Source organism: Micromonospora sp. NPDC005707, assembly GCF_040631005.1.
Lineage (GTDB): Bacteria > Actinomycetota > Actinomycetes > Mycobacteriales > Micromonosporaceae > Micromonospora.
In genome coordinates, this window is the sequence record NZ_JBEXYR010000001.1 from 301,894 (window position 1) to 319,727 (window position 17,834).

General features: G+C 68.5%; 9 protein-coding genes. All 9 read left to right on the forward strand.

Annotated features, from left to right (window positions below; genetic code table 11):
• Window positions 1–399 precede the first annotated feature (399 nt).
• The 9 genes from ABZ452_RS01420 to ABZ452_RS01460 all read left to right on the forward strand — a co-directional run bounded on the left by ABZ452_RS01420 (window position 400) and on the right by ABZ452_RS01460 (window position 17,644).
• Entirely contained in the window at window positions 400–702 is a 303-nt protein-coding gene (locus ABZ452_RS01420; RefSeq protein ID WP_357937657.1) for a Scr1 family TA system antitoxin-like transcriptional regulator, read from the forward strand.
• The gene (locus ABZ452_RS01425) at window positions 665–820 is read left to right on the forward strand and encodes a DUF397 domain-containing protein (RefSeq protein WP_357937659.1); all 156 of its coding nucleotides are present in this window, start codon (window positions 665–667) and stop codon (window positions 818–820) included. Before ABZ452_RS01420 ends, ABZ452_RS01425 begins: the two co-directional genes overlap by 38 nt.
• Before the next feature lie 139 nt (window positions 821–959).
• The gene (locus tag ABZ452_RS01430) at window positions 960–3,083 is read left to right on the forward strand and encodes an N-6 DNA methylase (RefSeq protein WP_357937661.1); all 2,124 of its coding nucleotides are present in this window, start codon (window positions 960–962) and stop codon (window positions 3,081–3,083) included.
• Window positions 3,080–4,378, forward strand: coding sequence for an AAA family ATPase (locus ABZ452_RS01435; protein ID WP_357937664.1), 1,299 nt, complete (start codon window positions 3,080–3,082; stop codon window positions 4,376–4,378). Before ABZ452_RS01430 ends, ABZ452_RS01435 begins: the two co-directional genes overlap by 4 nt.
• A gap of 28 nt (window positions 4,379–4,406) precedes the next feature.
• Window positions 4,407–5,051 carry a hypothetical protein gene (locus ABZ452_RS01440; RefSeq protein WP_357937666.1) on the forward strand — a complete coding sequence of 215 codons (645 nt, stop codon included), beginning with the start codon at window positions 4,407–4,409 and terminating at the stop codon, window positions 5,049–5,051.
• The gene (locus ABZ452_RS01445) at window positions 5,048–6,460 is read left to right on the forward strand and encodes a hypothetical protein (RefSeq protein ID WP_357937668.1); all 1,413 of its coding nucleotides are present in this window, start codon (window positions 5,048–5,050) and stop codon (window positions 6,458–6,460) included. The genes ABZ452_RS01440 and ABZ452_RS01445 overlap by 4 nt, the downstream gene beginning before the upstream one ends.
• A gap of 2 nt (window positions 6,461–6,462) precedes the next feature.
• Window positions 6,463–10,599, forward strand: a complete 4,137-nt coding sequence (locus tag ABZ452_RS01450) for a protein kinase (RefSeq protein ID WP_357937670.1) — start codon at window positions 6,463–6,465, stop codon at window positions 10,597–10,599.
• Entirely contained in the window at window positions 10,530–12,197 is a 1,668-nt protein-coding gene (locus tag ABZ452_RS01455; protein WP_357937672.1) for a hypothetical protein, read from the forward strand. Before ABZ452_RS01450 ends, ABZ452_RS01455 begins: the two co-directional genes overlap by 70 nt.
• Window positions 12,194–17,644 (forward strand): hypothetical protein, encoded by a 5,451-nt coding sequence (locus ABZ452_RS01460; protein ID WP_357937674.1) that lies wholly within the window; start codon window positions 12,194–12,196, stop codon window positions 17,642–17,644. Before ABZ452_RS01455 ends, ABZ452_RS01460 begins: the two co-directional genes overlap by 4 nt.
• Window positions 17,645–17,834 lie beyond the last annotated feature (190 nt).

The following is a 17,834-nucleotide window of genomic DNA, read 5'->3' on the forward strand; positions in this document are numbered from 1 at the left end:
CGTCCTCCGCGATCTTGGACAGTTGCCGTTCGTGACGAACGGCAACTGTCCAAGATCTCGACGGGCCACCTGCGCCATGCCCGATCTGTCCGGTTCAACCCGACGCAGGCCGGCTGCCCTGGCGGTGCGGGGGCCGGACAGACATCAGGCCCGGTCCGCGAAGGACCGGGCCTGATGTGAAAGTGTGCGCCGCCAGGGACTCGAACCCCGAACCCGCGGATTAAGAGCCACGCCAATGTCATGTTCATCGGTCCCATGCGGCACCGACGGTCCTACACACGCGCACTGATCCGGTTTCTGCAGCCGCCGGGTGCCACCTGATGCCTACCTGTCCACGGCGGGCGAGCACCCGACGAGCACCCGCCTGCCGGACCACTCAAGCGATGGGTGTAGGCGTCCTTGTGCGTCGATCGTTTCCGTCATGCGGTACCGGAGTCGGGAAGCCCGTTCACGGCAGGCGTGCACGCGGGGCTCACGGGCGCTTTTGCAATCGCCACTCTTCTGGACGGATCGCCGGTGGTATACCTCGACACCCTGGTTGAGGGTGAGATCGGCGCCAGGATGAAGGACGTGCACTACGCGGCAGCTGTCTGGGAAGCCATCTGCGCGCGAGCGCTACCCTGTGATCTGTCCCGCGACTTGATCCTTAGGGTGATCCATGAACATGAGCGACGCACCAAACTGGCACAAGAGCACCCGTAGCGGCAGCAATGGCGGCGACTGCGTCGAGGTCGCCGACAACCTGCCGGGCCGGGTGCTGGTCCGCGACAGCAAGGAGGACCGCGCCGGCGGCACCCTCACCTTCGGCCCGACCGCCTAGTCGGCCTTCGTCACCCAGGTCAGCATCCACCGCTGACCACCTCTTGCGCTGGCCACCTCCGGCTCTGCCCTCGCCACCTGGGGCAGATCCGGGGGTGTCGCGCGGGAGTGTCGGTCACACAGGCGACAATGATCGAGACTTGATCGGCTCAGAGGGGTTGGCACAGCGGATGGTTGACGACAGGGGCCATGACGTCGCGTCGGGCGACGAATCCAGCACGGCAGAGGTCGCCGGAGCTGGGCCGGAGTCCCTGGCAACAGACGAGACCATCGACTTCATCACCAACAAGCCGGTCCGACTGCGCGGCAACGAAGAGGTCCGCCAGCGCATCGCCCGAGCCCTGGCCGTGGAGTACGGCATCTCGGTCGACGACATGGCGCGCGACTTCCCGATCCCGGTCGACATCGAGGGGCGACGCCGGCGCATCCGCAAGGCCGATATCGCGGTCTTCACCCCTGGCGCGCCGCAGACCCTGGAGAACCTGCAACGGGTGGTGATCTGCAAACCGGAGCCGAAGGTCAGCCGGGCCGTCACCAAGATCAGGACACATGAGCAGGCCCGGCAGGATCTGGAGGAGCTTGAGGATCTGCTCGGCACGCCGGCCACCCCCAACGCGCAGTACGGCCTGTGGACCAACGGCCTGGACTTCTTCTTCCTGCAGCGGGAAAACACCCGATTCGGTGTCAAATTCCCGGCGCGGGCCGACTGGCCGATCGACGCCGCCAGCTTCGGCGCCACGAGCGGCTCTGCAGCCCGGCTCCGCCGAGGCGAGGCAGCCATGCTCAAGACCGCCTTCCGGCGCTGCCACAACTACGTGCACGGCAACGAAGGGTTGCCCAAGGACGCCGCGTTCTGGCAGTTCCTCTACCTGATCTTCGCCAAGGTGCACGACGAGCGGATCAGCCGCCGACAGCACCGCGCACCCCGGTTCTACGCCCTGCCGGCCGAACCCTTCACCAACGAAGGCCGCGCCGACATCGCCGGGCGCATTCATGAGCTCTTCGACGAGGTGAAGAAGAACTACCCGCTGTTCACCGACCGCGACCAGATCAGCCTTTCGCCGCGTGCGCTCGCCTTCATCGTCGGCGAACTCGCCTCCTACGACCTGGCCGGCACCGACATCGACGTCAAGGGCATGGCGTATCAGGAGTTGGTCGGCATCAACCTGCGCGGCGACCGGGGGCAGTACTTCACCCCGAAGGGCGCCGTGGAGTTGATGGTGCAGATGCTCGACCCCAAGGAGCACGAAACCATCCTCGACCCGGCTTGTGGCACCGGTGGTTTCCTCCGGGAGCCCTTGCGCTACCTGCTCGACCAGTGGCGTGCAGCGGCGGGCACCAAGGGTCTGCCCGACACCGAGGCACAGTTGATCGAGCACCAGGAGCGGCTGGCCCAGTACTCGCGGACGCATCTGTTCGGGGCCGACTTCGACCCATTCCTGGTGCGTGCCTCGCAGATGAGCGTCATGCTCTCCACCGGCGAAGAGGGCAACGTCTTCCACTTGGACTCCCTCGCCTTCCCCGGCGGCCACCTGACCGAACGGCACGCCGCAGCCGAGAAGATCCCGCTGGGCAGCATCGACGTCCTGATGACCAACCCCCCGTTCGGCTCGGACATCAAGATCGAAGACGCGGACATCCTCGACGCGTACCGCGACGGGGTGGCCCAGTCCTGGGCCCGCAACCGGCAGACCGGCCAGGTCGAGGCCGGGCCGGGCCGAGTGTCGGCGATGTCGCCGGAGCAGTTGTTCATCCAACGGGCGGTCGAATGGGTCCGGCCCGGCGGGCGGATCGGCATCGTGCTGCCCAATGGCATCCTGTCCAACCCCGGCCCGGTGGACGAAGGGATCCGCCGCTGGGTGCTGGACAACTGCTGGATCCTGGCCAGCGTCGAGCTGCCGGTGGAGACCTTCATCGTCGACGCCCACGTCAACATCCTCACCTCGGTGCTGCTGCTCAAGAAGAAGACCGACCGGGAGAAGCTGGCGGCCGAGCTGGGTGAGCAGCCCGACTATCCGGTCTTCATGGCGGTAGCGGAGAAGGTCGGGGTGGACCGACGCGGCAACAAGATCTACAAGTGTCGGCCGGACGGTGTGCCGATCTTGGAGGACACTGTGGAGCGCATCCCGGTCTACCGCAACGGCGGCACCAGCTATCGGGAGGTCACCCGCAAAAAGGAGGTCGTCGACAACGACCTGCCGGAGATCGTCCAAGCCTACCGGCGATTCCGCGCGGAGCACCCCGAGCCAGGGGAGCGCACATGATCACCCGGATCGAGGCCTACCACTACCGCTGCTTCGCGCAGCTCAGCATCGACCTGGGCGAGTTCCGCGTGCTCGCCGGTGCCAACGGTGCCGGCAAGAGCACCCTGCTGGACATCCCGGTGCTGCTCGGTGACCTGCTCGCCCAGCAGCGGGTGGCTGACGCCTTCCTCCGCCCGCCGGAGTGGCGCGGCGTGCCCCGGGCGCACACCCTCACCGAGTTGGTGCACCAGGGGCGCGGCGACAGCGTCGCCTTCACCATCGAGGCCGCGCTGCCGGCCGACATCGTCAACACCATGGCTGGCCGCAGCACCGCGGCGATGATGCACCGGATCCCGGATCACCTGCGGTACGAGCTGCGGCTGCGGATCTTCAACGACAAGTTGCAGGTCGACGAGGAATACCTCTACCTCTTCTCCGCCGCCGACCGGCGGCGCCCGACTGCGGGCATCGCGATGCAGGGAGCCAACCTGCCCAAGCGCGGCCGGTCCGCCCGCCAAGCCGCCCAGCCGGTCATCCAACGCGGGCCGGGCGAGCCGACCGCGTTCACCGCCGAGACGACCACCCGAGGCCCAAAGGTGCCGGACTTCCGGGTGCCGGCCAGTCAGGTAGCGCTCGCCGCCGTGCCGGCCGATCCGGAGCTGTTCCCGGCGGCGCTCTGGTTCGCCAACCTGCTGCGTGAAGGTGCCGTCTTCTTCGATCCGGACTGGGCACAGCTGCGCCAGGCCGCCGCGCCCGGTGACCCGCTGCGGGTGCTGCCCTCCGGGCGCAACCTGCCCTGGCTGGTGCTGCACCTGCAACAGGAAGATCCGCAAGGGTTCGGCTACTGGATCGATCACCTGCAGACGGCGCTGCCGCAGATCACCGGGGTCACCGCGATCGAGCGTGCCGACGACCACTACGCCTACCTGTCGGTGGAGTACGCCGGCGGCTACCGGGTCACCTCGTCCGGGCTGTCCGAGGGGACCCTGCGGATTCTGTCGCTGTCGCTGCTGCCCTACCTGCCCAGCTCCGCGCGGCCCCGCCTGCTGGTCACCGAGGAGCCGGAGAACGGCATCCACCCACGGGCCATCGAGACCGTGGTGCAGTCACTGGCCGCCCTCACCGACGATCAGGTGTGGATCTCCACCCAGTCGCCGATCGTGCTGGCCAACACCGACCTCGCCAACATCGTGCTCGCCCGGCTCGACGGCGACGGCGCGGTCGAGGTCATCCCCGGCACCGCGCACCCTCGGATGCAGGACTGGCACGGCAGCGTCGACATCGGCACCCTCTTCGCATCAGGAGTGCTCTCGTGACCCTCCCACCCCCCGGATGCCCCCACCCATGCGTGACGTGATCTTCCTGGTCGCCGACGGCTCGATGCAGCAGATGCTGCACGGATTCCTCGGGCGACGTGAGTTCCACCGCAGCGTTGGCTGCCAACGGTTCGCCTTCGATCCGCGTCACGACGTGGTCGTCTCCCCCACCAAGGATCCCGGGGTCTACCGGCAGGGGCCGGAGCTGCTGCGCACGTACCGGCGCGACTACCACCGCGCGGTGATCGTGCTGGACAACGACTGGGACGGCACCCCCGGGCCGGGGAAGATCCACGACGACCTCAGCCGGCGGATGCGCGACACCTGGGCCGAGTTTGCGGTGATCGTGATCGAACCGGAGCTGGAGGCGTGGGTCTGGCAGGACAACCCCCGGGTCGCCCAGGCGCTCAACTGCCCCGCCAACTTCCGGCAGATCCTGGCCGACAGCGGCCACTGGCCGCACGACCGGGCCAAACCGGCGCGGCCGAAGGAGGCCCTCGAACATCTGCGCGATCGCTACCGCGACCTGCGCCGCGACGGGCACAAGGTGGACCGCTCCCCGGCGCTGTTCAAGCGGCTGGCGGCCGGGATCTCCGTCAAGGGCTGCACCGATCCGGCGTTCCTGAAACTGCGCGACACGCTACGTGACTGGTTCCCCGAGGAGGATCTGTGAAGCTGGCCAGCCCAGACAATCCCGTCCAGGCGAGCTGGCTGGCCGATCAGGGATTCCGCCTCGACCCGGGGCCATACGTCTCCGACGCCTACGCCGCCCGCAAATACCTGCACCGGATGCCGCACAGCGAGCCGCTGCGCGCGGTCACCGCGCGCGTCTTCCACGCCGGCCGGTTCCGCCGCGAGTGGACCACCGACCCGGCGCACGGGGTGCCGTTCCTCGGCAGCGCGGACATCTTCGAGGCCGACCTGGCCAACCTGCCGATGATCACCAAGAGGTCGTTCGAGACGATCCCGAACCTTCCGCTGGAGCCGGGCTGGACCCTGGTCACCTGCTCCGGAATGACCGCCGGCCGGGTCACCTACGCCCGGCTCAGCATGGCCGGTGCGGCGTGCAGCCAAGATGTCATGCGGGTGGTGCCGGACCTCGCCCGGATCCCGGCCGGCTACCTCTACACCTTCCTGGCCAGCCCATTCGGCATCCCGGTGATCAAGGGCGGCATCTACGGCACCAGCGTCAAGCACATCGAGCCGAGCCACATCGCCGACCTGCCGGTGCCCCGCTTCGGCGGCGGCGTCGAGCAGCGGATCGACGCCCTGATCACCGAGGCGATGCAGCTGCGGCAGCACTACGAAGACGGAGTACGGGAGGCGACCCGCGATCTCTTCGTCAGCGCCGGCATCCCCGAGCTGCTCGACCTGCGCTGGCACGACCGGGAGCGTGACCTCGGCTTCACCATCGAGCGGCCCACCGCCCTGTCGCTGCGGGCCCTCAACTACTCCCCCCGCGCCCGCCGCATCATCGACGCCCTCCGCTCAGTCCCGCACCGCCCCCTCGGCGACATCTGCACCGGCGGCCAACTGTCGCGCGGTCATCGGTTCAAGCGGGTCGAGAGCAAACCGGGGATGGGTCACCGGCTACTCGGCCAACGCCAGGGATTCTGGCTGCGCCCCGAAGGCCGGTGGATCAGTCTCGATGCCGCCACGTTCGACGCCATGCGATGCCAGGATGAGACCGTCTTGATCGCTGCCCGCGGCACCCTGGGGGAAACCGAGGTCTACTGTCGCCCGCTCCTGGTGACCGGCGACTGGCTGGACAAGTACGTCTTCTCCGAAGACTTTCTTCGGGTGGTTTCGGGGGATCCGCAGGTGTCGGGGGCGTACCTCTTCGCGTTCCTCCGGTCGGAGGTGGCCTTCCGGATGCTCCGCTCGATGAGCACCGGCGGCAAGCAACAGGACATCCACGAGTCGCTGCGGGCCCGGCTGCCGGTGCCGATGGCGGCGGCGGCGGACCGGGAGCGGATCGCCGGGGTTGTCCGGCAGGCGTATCGTGACCGCGACGATGCGGACCGCAAGGAGGACGAGGCGTTTGCTCTGCTCGAAAAGGCGGTGCGAGAGGCGGCTCGCTGATCGTGGCTGAGATCGTTGGTGGGTCCACCCCGGCCAACGACGGGGAACGCCGGATCATCGCGCACCTGCGGGACAACGCTCCCGGCGACTGGTTCGTGCTGCACAACATCGAGATCCCGGTGCACGGCAACGCGTACGAAGTGGATCTCGTGGTGGTGACCACCCGCGCCGTGCACCTGATCGACGTGAAGGGCACCGCTGGGCGGATCGACGTCGCCGGCGTCCGGTGGTATCCGCAGGGTCGCGACTCGTTCGCCTCGCCGGTGCGCAAACTCCGGGGGCACGCCAGGGCGCTCAAAGGCGTCCTGGAGCGGGCCCGACCTGAGCTTTCCCAGGTCTACGTGGGCCACCTGGTGGTCCTGGTCGGTCGCGACGCCCGGCTGGTCGACCCGAGCGACCGCCTCGACGCCGACGCCATCGACGTCGTCGACCTGCACGGCCTGATCCCGGCCCTCGATGACCCGACCCGGATCCGGGCCGGCATGATCCGCGACATCCGATCGCATCAGGCGACCGTCCTCAACGCCCTGGGTAGCGGGGTCCGCCGCCGCACCGGGCCGCGACACTTCGGCAACTGGCAGGTCTGCGAACGGCTCGGCGGCGACGAAGAGGTCACCGAATACCGGGCCCGCAACGCCGCCTTCGCCGCCGCGTCGGAAACCGTGCTGCTGCGGGTCTACCGGGCCGACCCGTTCCTGCCCGCCGATCAGCGGGCGGCGCAGCGCCACGCGATCGGCAACGCGTACGAGATTCTGACGAAGATGCCGCCGAGTCCGCACATCGTGGGCCGGCGCGACTTCTTCCCCACCGACGACGAAGGACAGTTCGTCCTTGTCCTCGACGACGTCAACGGCCAGCCACTGACCGTACACCTGACCGACCCACGGCAGGCGCTCAGCGCCGACGTGCGGCTGCGGGTCGTCGCGGACATGTTGCGTGGGCTCGCCCACGCGCACACCCACCGGGTGCTGCACCGAGCGTTGACCCCGGCGTCGGTGCTGGTCACCCGGGAAAACCGGGGCGTGCTCACCGGGTTCGACTACGCTCGGCCGCAGGGGCCACGGGACCACTCGGTGATCGACCGGTTGGCCGACGTACTCGACCCGGCCTACGTCGCCCCCGAATGCCAGCGGCGGGCCCAGGCGATGAGCCCGGCGTCCGATGTGTACGCCGCCGGAGTGATCGCGTACCGGTTACTCACCGGCGAGCTGCCGTTCGCCACCACCGACGACCAGACCCGCCGGGGCAGTGTGCTGCCGCCGCAGGTGATGACCGCTGCCGGGCTCAGCCCAGCGCTGGCCGAGCTGCTGCGCCGGATGTGCGCGTTGGCGCCATCGGCGCGGCCGGCCGCCACCGAGGCCCTGCGGGACCTGGCGTGGCTGATCCGACCGGGCAACACCAGGCGGGCCGAGGCGACCTCCGCGCCGACGCCGCCGCAGCCCGACTTCCGGGACCTGCCGCCGGGCTATCAGCTGACTCACAAGTTCACCATCCGCCGCCGGCTCGGCAAGCCGGGCTCCTACGGCACCGCCTACCAGGCGTACGACCGTCTTGCCGGCCTCGACCGGGCGGTGAAGATCGTGCACCGTGACCGGGATTCGGTGGTCGAGCGCCTGCGGGTCGAGTATCAACTGCTGTTGCGGCTACCGGCTCATCCCAGCGTGGTCAAGGTGGAGAGCGCCGACTTCCTCGACGGCGGCGACATCCCGTACCTGGTCTTCGAATACGTCGACGGTCAGCAGGTCGCCGACCTGGTCAGTCAGCGGGCGCTGGGGCCTGCGGACACCGTGCGGCTCGGCGTCGATGTCGCCGACGGGCTTGTCTACCTGCACGAGAACGGCATCTACCACTGCGACATCAAGCCCGCGAACCTGCTGCGGACCGACAACGGCTGCAAGATCATCGACTTCAACGTGGCGGTCTCCGACGACTCCAGTCTGTCGCGCACCGGTGGCACCGCCCGCTACGCCCCGCCGGACTTCGCCACCGGCGGGCCGGTCACCCGCGCCGACCTCATCGACCGGGACGTCTACGCGCTCGGGCTGACCCTCTACGAGGTGCTGACCGGCCAGTGGCCTTTTTCGGATCGCGCCGCCACCATGGGTCGACGGCCCGACGACCCGCGCCAGGTGCCTGGGCTCGGCAACCTCTCCGAGCGGCTTGTCCACACCCTGTCGACCGCCATCGCCCCGCTGCGCAGCGAGCGGTACACCAGCGCCCAGCAGCTACGCGACGCGTTGCGCGACCTCGGCGACCAGGTGTTCGAGCCGGTGCGATCGGAGCCCGCCGACCCGGTGCTCCCGCCGCCCACGCCGTCGTCGGCCGGCAGCAACCCGTTCGTCGGGCACCTACAAACGCTCTACAGCCAGAGCGTCCGGAGCAACGCCGGCACCCGCGCCGGCGGCAACCCGGCGTTCGACCTGTACGTGACCACGGCGCTGGACGACAGGCTCACCCCCGACGTGTTGGCCGGCACCTACCGGCTGGTGGTCATCACCGGCAACGCTGGCGACGGCAAGACCGCGTTCCTGGAACGGCTGTTGACGGTCGCCACCAAGGACGGGCCGCGCACACCCGTGCGGCGCAGCAACGGAGCGGACTTCGAGACCCCGACCGGCCTGGTCCTGCGGACCAACCATGACGGCAGCCAGGACGAGTCGGACAAGCACAACGACGATGTCCTGCTGGACTTCTTCGCGCCGTTCGCCGGTGCCGACCTGGCCGGGGTCGCCGGAGAGACCCGGCTGATCGCGATCAACGAAGGTCGGCTGGTCGACTTCCTCGACACCCACCGGTCGGAGTTCCCGGCCCTGGCCGACCAGGTGCTGGCCGGTCTGCACGACCGGTCGGGCGCGCCGGCCGCCGTCACTGGTCCGGGTGCCGCTGGTCCCCGCGGCAGTGGGTCCGGCGTCGTGGTCATCAACCTCAACCGCCGCAGCCTGCTGGACGACTCCGACGAGCTCAATGGTGCGGTCTTCGACCGGATGCTGGGCCGGATGACCCACCCCCGACGGTGGGAGGGCTGCGACGGGTGCGTGCTCGTCGACAAGTGCTACGCCCGGCACAACGCCCGTACCTTCGCGCACCCGGCTATCGGGCCGAAGATCACCGCACGGCTGCGGATGCTCTACCGCCTGACCGAGCTGCGGGGCATCGCGCACATCACCGTCCGAGACGTGCAGTCGGCGCTGGCCTTCATGCTCACCTCCGGTCGCGACTGCGCGGACATCCACGAGCTGTACGCCAGCGACCAGCTCACCGAAGTGCTCGACGGCTTCTACTTCAACAGCTGGGCCGGGCCGGCCGGCGGTGCCGACCGGCTACTGAACCTGCTGACCCAGGTGGATGTCGCTGCGGTCGCCGACCCGGGCCTGGACCGCCGGCTCGACTACGTCGGACCGGACGCCGGCCGTGCCCTGATGACGGTGGACCGGCGCGGCGAATACGACCTGCAGATGCTGCAACGCCTGGTAGACGAGCTGCCACGCGGCACGGCGCTGAGCTCGGCCACCGGCCAGGCGCACCGCCGCTACCTCGCCGCCGCCCGTCGCCGGTTCTACTTCGAGTGCGTCGACGACGAACGGTCGCGACGCATGCTGCCGTACCGCTCGGCATCGGACTTCCTGAACCTGCTGGCCCGCCCGGACGAGCTGCCGTCGCGGCTGCCGGAGCTCATCGGCGCACTGAACCGCGGCGAAGGACTCGGCGACGCGGCCCGGATCGCCGACGCGTTGGCGTTGCAGGTCCGAGCGGTGCCCGACGGCAGGATCCGCAGCTACCGGCTGTTCCCCGCCGGGCAGCTGTCGTTGCGCGCGGACGGTGCGCCGCAGTCGCCCTACCTGGAGGGTGGTGCCCAGGAGCTGGTGCTGGGCTACCGGGGCGCAGCCGACCAGCACGCCGCGCTGCGGATCCGGCTCGACCTGTTCGAGCTGCTCACCCGGCTGCGGGACGGCTACCTGCCCGGCATCGCCGAACGCCAAGGGCTGCATCTCGGCCTGACCATCTTCAAGCACGAGCTGTCCGCCGCCCCGTACCAGGAACTGCTCCTCACCGTAACCGGGCGGGAGCTGTGGCGGGTGCTGCGGGAGCCAGCTGGGCAGGTCCGGATGGAGCCGGTGGCCCCGCGGGAGGAGTCGTAGTGGGGTTACACAAGGACGACAAGGAGTTCCGCCACCCGGCGGTCAGCTACCTCGACTACAAACAGCTCGACATGGACCGGGTGCTCACCGCCCTGCTGCCCCGGCTGCGGTGGAAGGGCTCGCCGAGCGTCATAGTCGGCTCGGGGGCGGATCTGAGCGTCGACGCCTTCGTCGAACAGATCGCGGAGTCTCCTGACTGGTTCGTTGGCTTCGACCCGGACGTCACCGCCCGCTGGCTGGAAACCCACCTACTCGACCTGGTCAACCGGGGCAAACCTGGCCAGGCCGTCGCCGGGCTGCGGCCACTGCATGGCTTCACCTACCGCTTCCGGGTGGGGCGCCGATCCCGGCCCTACGGTGCCGACGAACAGCTTTACTGGATGCTCCACCACGGCTCCAAGTCTCGTGAAACCGTACTGAGACTGCTGAAAAACTTCTTCTTCGCCGGCGTCGACCAGCGCGTCGGTGGCGTCGGCGACGCCACCGAGATCGACGTCGAGACCCAGACCCTGATCAACCTCTGCGAGGCCGCCAAGAGGGCCGTCACCGACCGGGAGGATCGGAGCCGGGTTCGCAAGATCTACCCACCGCTGGACACCGCCGCCGCCGAGCTCCTCACCCAGGACGTCACCCGCCTGCTCTATCACCGAGGGGTCGTCCCCCGGTCGGTGCTGGTCGACCACCTGAAGATCCTGTTCGCCTTCCACCTGGCGCGGTACCACTTCCGGATCATGAAGACGTTGCCGATCTGGACAGCCGGCGACCGCGTCGGATTCGGTGGCGGATTCTTCCTCGACGTCGCGGGAGTGCCCGGCACACCCGCCGCCCGGCTGGCCGAAACGAGCGCCCAGGTCTGGTACGACCGAATCCCGGCGTTCGTGCAGGCGACCTTCACCGTGAAGAAGCTCGACGACTTCGGCTGGCACCTGGTGAAGATCGGCAAGCTTCGCAAGCCGGCCGGTGACATGTTCCTCGTCGAGCAGCTGTTGTCGTTGCTGGGCCCGGCGCACAAGGCCGACCGGGGCCGGTTCGCCGAAGCCCGGCTGGCCCGCGTCGTGGAGGCGGCATCCGGCGAGGACAACGGCCTCGACCCGCAGATCGCCGACCTGCTGCAGCTGAAGCTCGACCCGTTCGCCACCTACATCGAGATCATCACCGCGTACCGAATCAAGTTCCACCGTGGCTACCTGACCGACTGCCTCGACAGCCTGCTGCTCAAACACCGTCCTGGCGCGATGCTCACCCAGCCGCGTCGCGGACAGCGCCGCTTCGTGCTCGACAGCCGACTACTCGAAGTGCTCCTCCAGTTGGCCCTGCTGCGGCCCGACGGCGCCGGGACGCTGCGGACCGCCGCGATCCGAGTCGACGAATTCCTCGCGGTGCTACGCGACCGGTATGGGCTCTACATCGACGAGCTTCCGCCAGGGGACGGCTTTGGCCAGCCCAGCATCATCGACCACCGGGCGCTTCGGGAGAACCGGGCCGCGCTCGTCGCCCGGTTGCGGGAGATCGGTTTCTACACCGACCTCTCCGATGCCTACCTCACCCAGACCATCACCCCGCGTTATCGCCTCGGGCCCGACGGAGCGCCACGATGAGCACCGGACTGCGCGAAGTCACCGACACCGACCTCGACGAAGCCCTCGAACGGGTCCTGGTGCCCCGGTTCGCCGCGCTGCTCGCCGCCCGCGCACCGGGGCACTGTGTCCGGGTGACCGACCTCGGCGCGCCGCTGGCCGCCCAGCTGTGCCGCCGGCTACGCGCCGCGACCGGCGCCGCCGCCCAGATCCACGTCCTCGGACAACCGCCCCAGGTGTCCGACGATGTGGCGATCAGCGGCACCAAGCTCGTCGAGCTGCGCAACCCCGACGCCGACGGCCGCCAGCGCCCACCGCTGCTCGTGTTCATCCCACCCGGCACGCACGCCAGCGCCGAAGACTCCTTCGGGGTCGCCACCTTCGAGCAAAGTGAACCCGGTGACGTCTACCAGGAACTCGTCACCCGACTACAAGCCGCCCTGCCCGACGAGCTGCGCACGGCGATCGGCGAACTGTTCGGCGTGCTCGACGAGCAGGCAACCGAGCCGTACGGGGTCGTCGCCGGCACGCTGCAGCAGGCCCGGTTCCTGCTCACCGTCGAACACAACGATCGGGACCCGCAGGCCGCGGGCGGCGCGCTGTTCGAGCTCGGGCTCATCCCCGACTTCGAGCTGTTCGCCGACCCCGCCCAGGTGCGCACCCGGGCCACCCGCAACGCCCGGACCATCCAGGCGCTCAACCGTGCCGACCGGTCGGTCCGGCAACGCGTCGTGGACCTGCGGCTCACCGATGCCGCGTTCCGCACCAAGGTGGCCGAATTTCTGACCGACGCCGGCCGGGACACCTCCCTGGACTGGACCCGCCGGATCGTCGTCGACCGCGCCAACTGGGGGCTGTCGTTTCACCGCTGGCCGCTGCCGGAGGACCGGATCGCATCGGCCGTACGCATCACCATCGACGAGCTGCCCCTGCCGCGCGCCGGCGGGCGACCTGAGCACCGCGACCACCCGGTCCTGGGCAGCATCACCGGCCAGGCTTACCTGCCAGGCGGCACATCCGGCCACAACCAGCTGCCGGTGGTCTTCGAGGTGACCCCGGACGCCCGACAGGTCCGTGGCCTGACCAGTTTCTCCGTCCAACTGATGTCCGAGGAGTCCGGCCCGACTGGAATACACACCACCGTCAAGGTCGGCACCAACCGACGGCAGACGTACAAGGCGATGCTGAAGCGGCTGCGCCCCGCCCGGCTCGACCACGGCTGGCACTACATCCGGGTCACGCCGATGGACAGCACGGGCGTGCCGCTGCCGGTCGAGACGTCCCAGCACGCGAGCCGCCGCGACCAGCCGGAATCCGAGCTTCCGGCCAGCCACCCTGACAACGAGAGTCACCGGTTCTACGTGGTCGCGGAGAACGACCTCGACGAGCCACCGAGCCAACCCAACAACCGCCGGACCGCCGGAGTGACCCAGGAGCTGCTCCGGCTGGCGTTCGAGGCGTCGGCGGACGGGCGGGACTGGCAGGAGGCCAGCTGCCAGCAGACGTCATGGAAGGATCCGGCCCGCACCATCGTCGAGGCCGATTTCGGCGGGCATGGCACCGCGCAGGTGCCGCTCGCTCCGATCCTCGCCGAGCTGGAACGGCAGATCCTGGCCGAGCCCACCCGGCTCGCCGTCCGCCAGTTGAGCACAGCGGCCGGGCAATCGCCCCGCCTTGTCGAGGTCGAGCATCAGCACCCACCGTTGGCTGCCTCGGAACGGCTCGACACGTTCCTCGCCACCCGGGCCGCCGTCCTGACCGCGATCAGTGGCGACGACGGCATGGTCGTCGCCGGCCGTGATCTGAGCCGGATCGACACCGCCGTACTCGCCTATGCGGAGGCATACACCGAGCTGCTCAACGGATCGCTGCACAGCACCGGGCGGATCGCTGACACCGAGCTGACGCGGCAACTGACGACGTTGTTGCAGATCGACACCGTCGTGGTGGAGCACCAGGACACCCGGGGCAACCTGCACCAGCTCACCCTGGTCGCCCCCACCCACCCACTGCGTCTGCTGTGGATGGTCACCTGGGCCCGGCTTGGGCGACACTGGCTCGCGGAAGCCTCGTCCGTCGCCCCGCTCGTTCACGCGGTAGCGGCCGGTGACAAGGACCGGGTAAGGGCGGCGGCCGAGCGGTTGTTCGCCCTGGCACCGACCGGTTTCCCGCTGACCGCCGTCGGCACCGACCGCCGGCTCAGCGCCGCTACCGTCGATTTCGCCACCCACTGGGGGGTCTACCTACCGGCGGAAACGGGCGACCCGCAGAGCCTGTTGGCCGACGTGGCATCGGCGCTCGGCGTGCCAGACAGTCCGAGCGCGGCCCTGACGGTCACCGCCGGACAACTCGCTGACCGGATCGAGCGCTACGTCCGGATGCACCCCTACGTCGCCACCCTGGTCCTGTGCGTGGTCAACCCGGGGCGCGCGGAGCAGCTGGCGGACACCCTCATCGAGCTGGAACGCCGCAAGAACCTTCGGCATCTCTCGTACGACCTGCGACTGTTCGCGGCAGACCCGCAGCAGACCGGCACCGGTGTGGCGCTCGCTCAACTACTCAGCGGTGAGTGGAGCACCACCGCCGAGGCGGAGACGTTCTGCACACCGACAAGCGCCGGGTTGGCGCCCAAACTCGCCGTCGCGGTGCTGCCGCTCGACGACTTCCGCTCGGCGACAAGCCGGCACACGGCACACCTCACGCTGCTTTTCGATGCCTTCAGCGGCGAAGATCTCGGTGTCGGTCCGGCCCGCCCCGACTCGACAGCACCGGTGCACGGGCTGGTCCAGGAGTTGACCGTCGACTACGTCGACACCACCGACGGCATCGTGGCCTGGCACAAGCAGCCCCGGCACGGCCCTGGCCGGGACATTCCAGGGTCCGAGGAATACTCCGACCTGCTCACCGCACTTCCCCAGGCGATCTCGGTCGCCACAGCGACGGTGGCCACCGGTGAAGCAGGAACCGGGCTGGTGCCACGGATAACGCTGAACCTGACCGCCGCCGACGCCAGCCTGCTACATCAGGCACACCGCTGCAGCGACTGGGTCATCACCGTGGACCGGACCTTGGGCGTCGAGTACTTCGACAGCCCAGGAAGTTCCCGCCGCCCCGACTACATCATCGACTTCGCCAGCACCGGACCAGACGGCCTCGGCCACCAACTGGTGGTCAGCTCCAGGTCTGTCGACGAGCTGCGCTCCTTGCTGCGTCCAATGCTGGATCAGCACGGATTCCAGGTCGACCGCAGACACGCTGGGACCTTCTTCGACCAGCTTCGGCTACTGTCCGGCAGGCTGGCCTTCAAGATCGCGTCCACCGCACCGAACCAGCGGACCGAAGTCCTGGGCTTGGCGCTCGCCCGGCTCTACCTGGAGCACCAGGCAGTCCTGGGCGACCAGATCCTCGTCCCCCTCGACTCCCACCTGGAGCTATACCGCGACGCTCGCCGCAGAGCCGACGAGGTCGCCGAAAGCGTCGGACTTCGACGCACCGACCTTGCCCTCTTCAGTCTCGACGCGCAGCGACGCGCCATCACCTGCCGGCTCGTCGAAGTGAAGTGTCACAGCACGCTGACCAGCATCGCGGACCTGCAGAAGGTCCGAAACGAGATCACCGAGCAGCTCAGCCGCAGCAGAGACGTGCTCGCCGAGGGCTTCGACCCCGCGTACTACCAGCCCGATCGTCCTGACCGGGCGAGCCGCAACGCGGAGCTCGCCGCGTTGTTGCGCTTCTATCTCGGCCGGGCGGTCCGCCACGGCATCATCGATGGTGCCAGTGAGATCGCGGAAGAAGCTCACTGGATGTTGGATCACCTCGACTGGGGATATCAGCTGAGCTTCACCCAGACCGGACTCATCTTCGACCTCCGGGGCAGCGGAACTGACCAAGACGACGAGGGCGAGGTCGAGTTTCACCGCGTCGGCCGCGACGTCATCAGCGAACTACTCGGCGGCATCGCCACCGATCCGGTTCTGGCGGCGGCTTCGCCGACCGACACCCACTCCGAGGGGACCTTCGGAACACGTCAGTCCACCGTCGCACATCTGCCACAGGCCGCGTTCCGGGCACCTGCCCGCGACCATGTCGTGCCGCAGGGTCGCCCACCGAGCGACCGCGACCCCGAGACCCCAAACGACCGAGACGATGCGATCACCGATGCAACGCCAATTGGGCCGGAGCCGGTGGAATCCACCGGACCAGCGGAACTGCTGGAGTCGACAGACCGGTCAGAACAGCCGGTGCCCGACCCACCGGCTCCATCGGTTCAGCCTGACATCTACATCGGCGCAGCCGGTCCGTCCCTCCAGTACGGCATCATCGGCGAGTACGGCGGGCGGCATATTGCTCTCGACCTGAACGAGACCCACACCATCAGCCTGTTCGGCGTGCAGGGCGCTGGGAAGAGCTACACGCTGGGCACCATCGTCGAAGCTGCTTCCCTCGCCACGCCACCGGTCAACCGGCTGCCGCAGCCGCTGGCCACCATCATCTTCCACTACAGTCCGATCCTGAGCTACGTACCTGAGTTCACCAGCCTGGTCGCCCCCAACTCCGACGCGACGCAGGTCCAAGGTCTGCGGGACCGCTACGGCGTAGCGCCGACCGGGCTCGACGATGTGCTGATGCTGGTCCCCGAAGACCAACTGGAGCAACGCCGGAACGAATATCCCGGCATCGAGCTGCGGGCACTCAAATTCAGCTCGACGGAGCTACGGGCCGCACACTGGCGTTTTCTGATGGGAGCTGTCGGCAACCAGTCCACCTACATCCGCCAACTCGGCCGGATCATGAAGGCGCACCGCAACAACCTGTCCATCGACGCTCTGCGCGCCGGGGTCGACCAATCGTCGATGTCGGATCCCATCAAACAGCTGGCCCACCAGCGTCTGGACCTCGCCGCCGACTACATCGACGACACGGCCCGCATCCAGGACCTGGTCCGCCCCGGTCGGGTAATCATTGTGGATCTTCGAGACGAACTGATTGAGAAGGACGAGGCTCTCGGCCTGTTCGTCGTACTCATGGAGCTGTTCTCGGAAGCCACCAGCGCCGGGCGTCGGTTCAACAAACTCGTCGTCTTCGACGAGGCACACAAGTTCATCGACAGCCCGGATCTCGCCGCCGGGCTGATCGAGAGCGTGCGAGAGATGCGACACAAGGGGATGAGCATCCTGGTGGCGAGCCAGGAACCAGCATCAGTGCCGATAGCCCTCATCGAGCTCTCCAACCAACTCATCTTGCACCGGTTCACCTCTCCAGCCTGGTTAAAGCATCTGCAGAAGGCCAACGCTGCTCTCGCCGATCTAACGCCGGCCAAGATGGCAGCGCTGGGACGAGGAGAGGCCTACATCTGGTCAGGCAAGGCGACCGACCCAGCCTTCAGCCGCAGCGCCGTCAAGGCACACATCCGGCCGCGGATCACCGAACACGGCGGCAGCACCAAGACCGCAGTCGCCGCCGACTGACCCGGAGAATCTCGCCATAACTCGGCAGATCCGTTTACTGCCGGGACGCCAGCGGTTTGATCAGCTTCTACGGAAAGTGGCTCGACCTGCTGCTGATGGCCCACACCGGACTTCTCCGTGATCCACAAGGGCGCCGGTTCTCACGAACACCTACGCCGAGTAGGCGAGACTCGTTGTAGAACGCATAGGA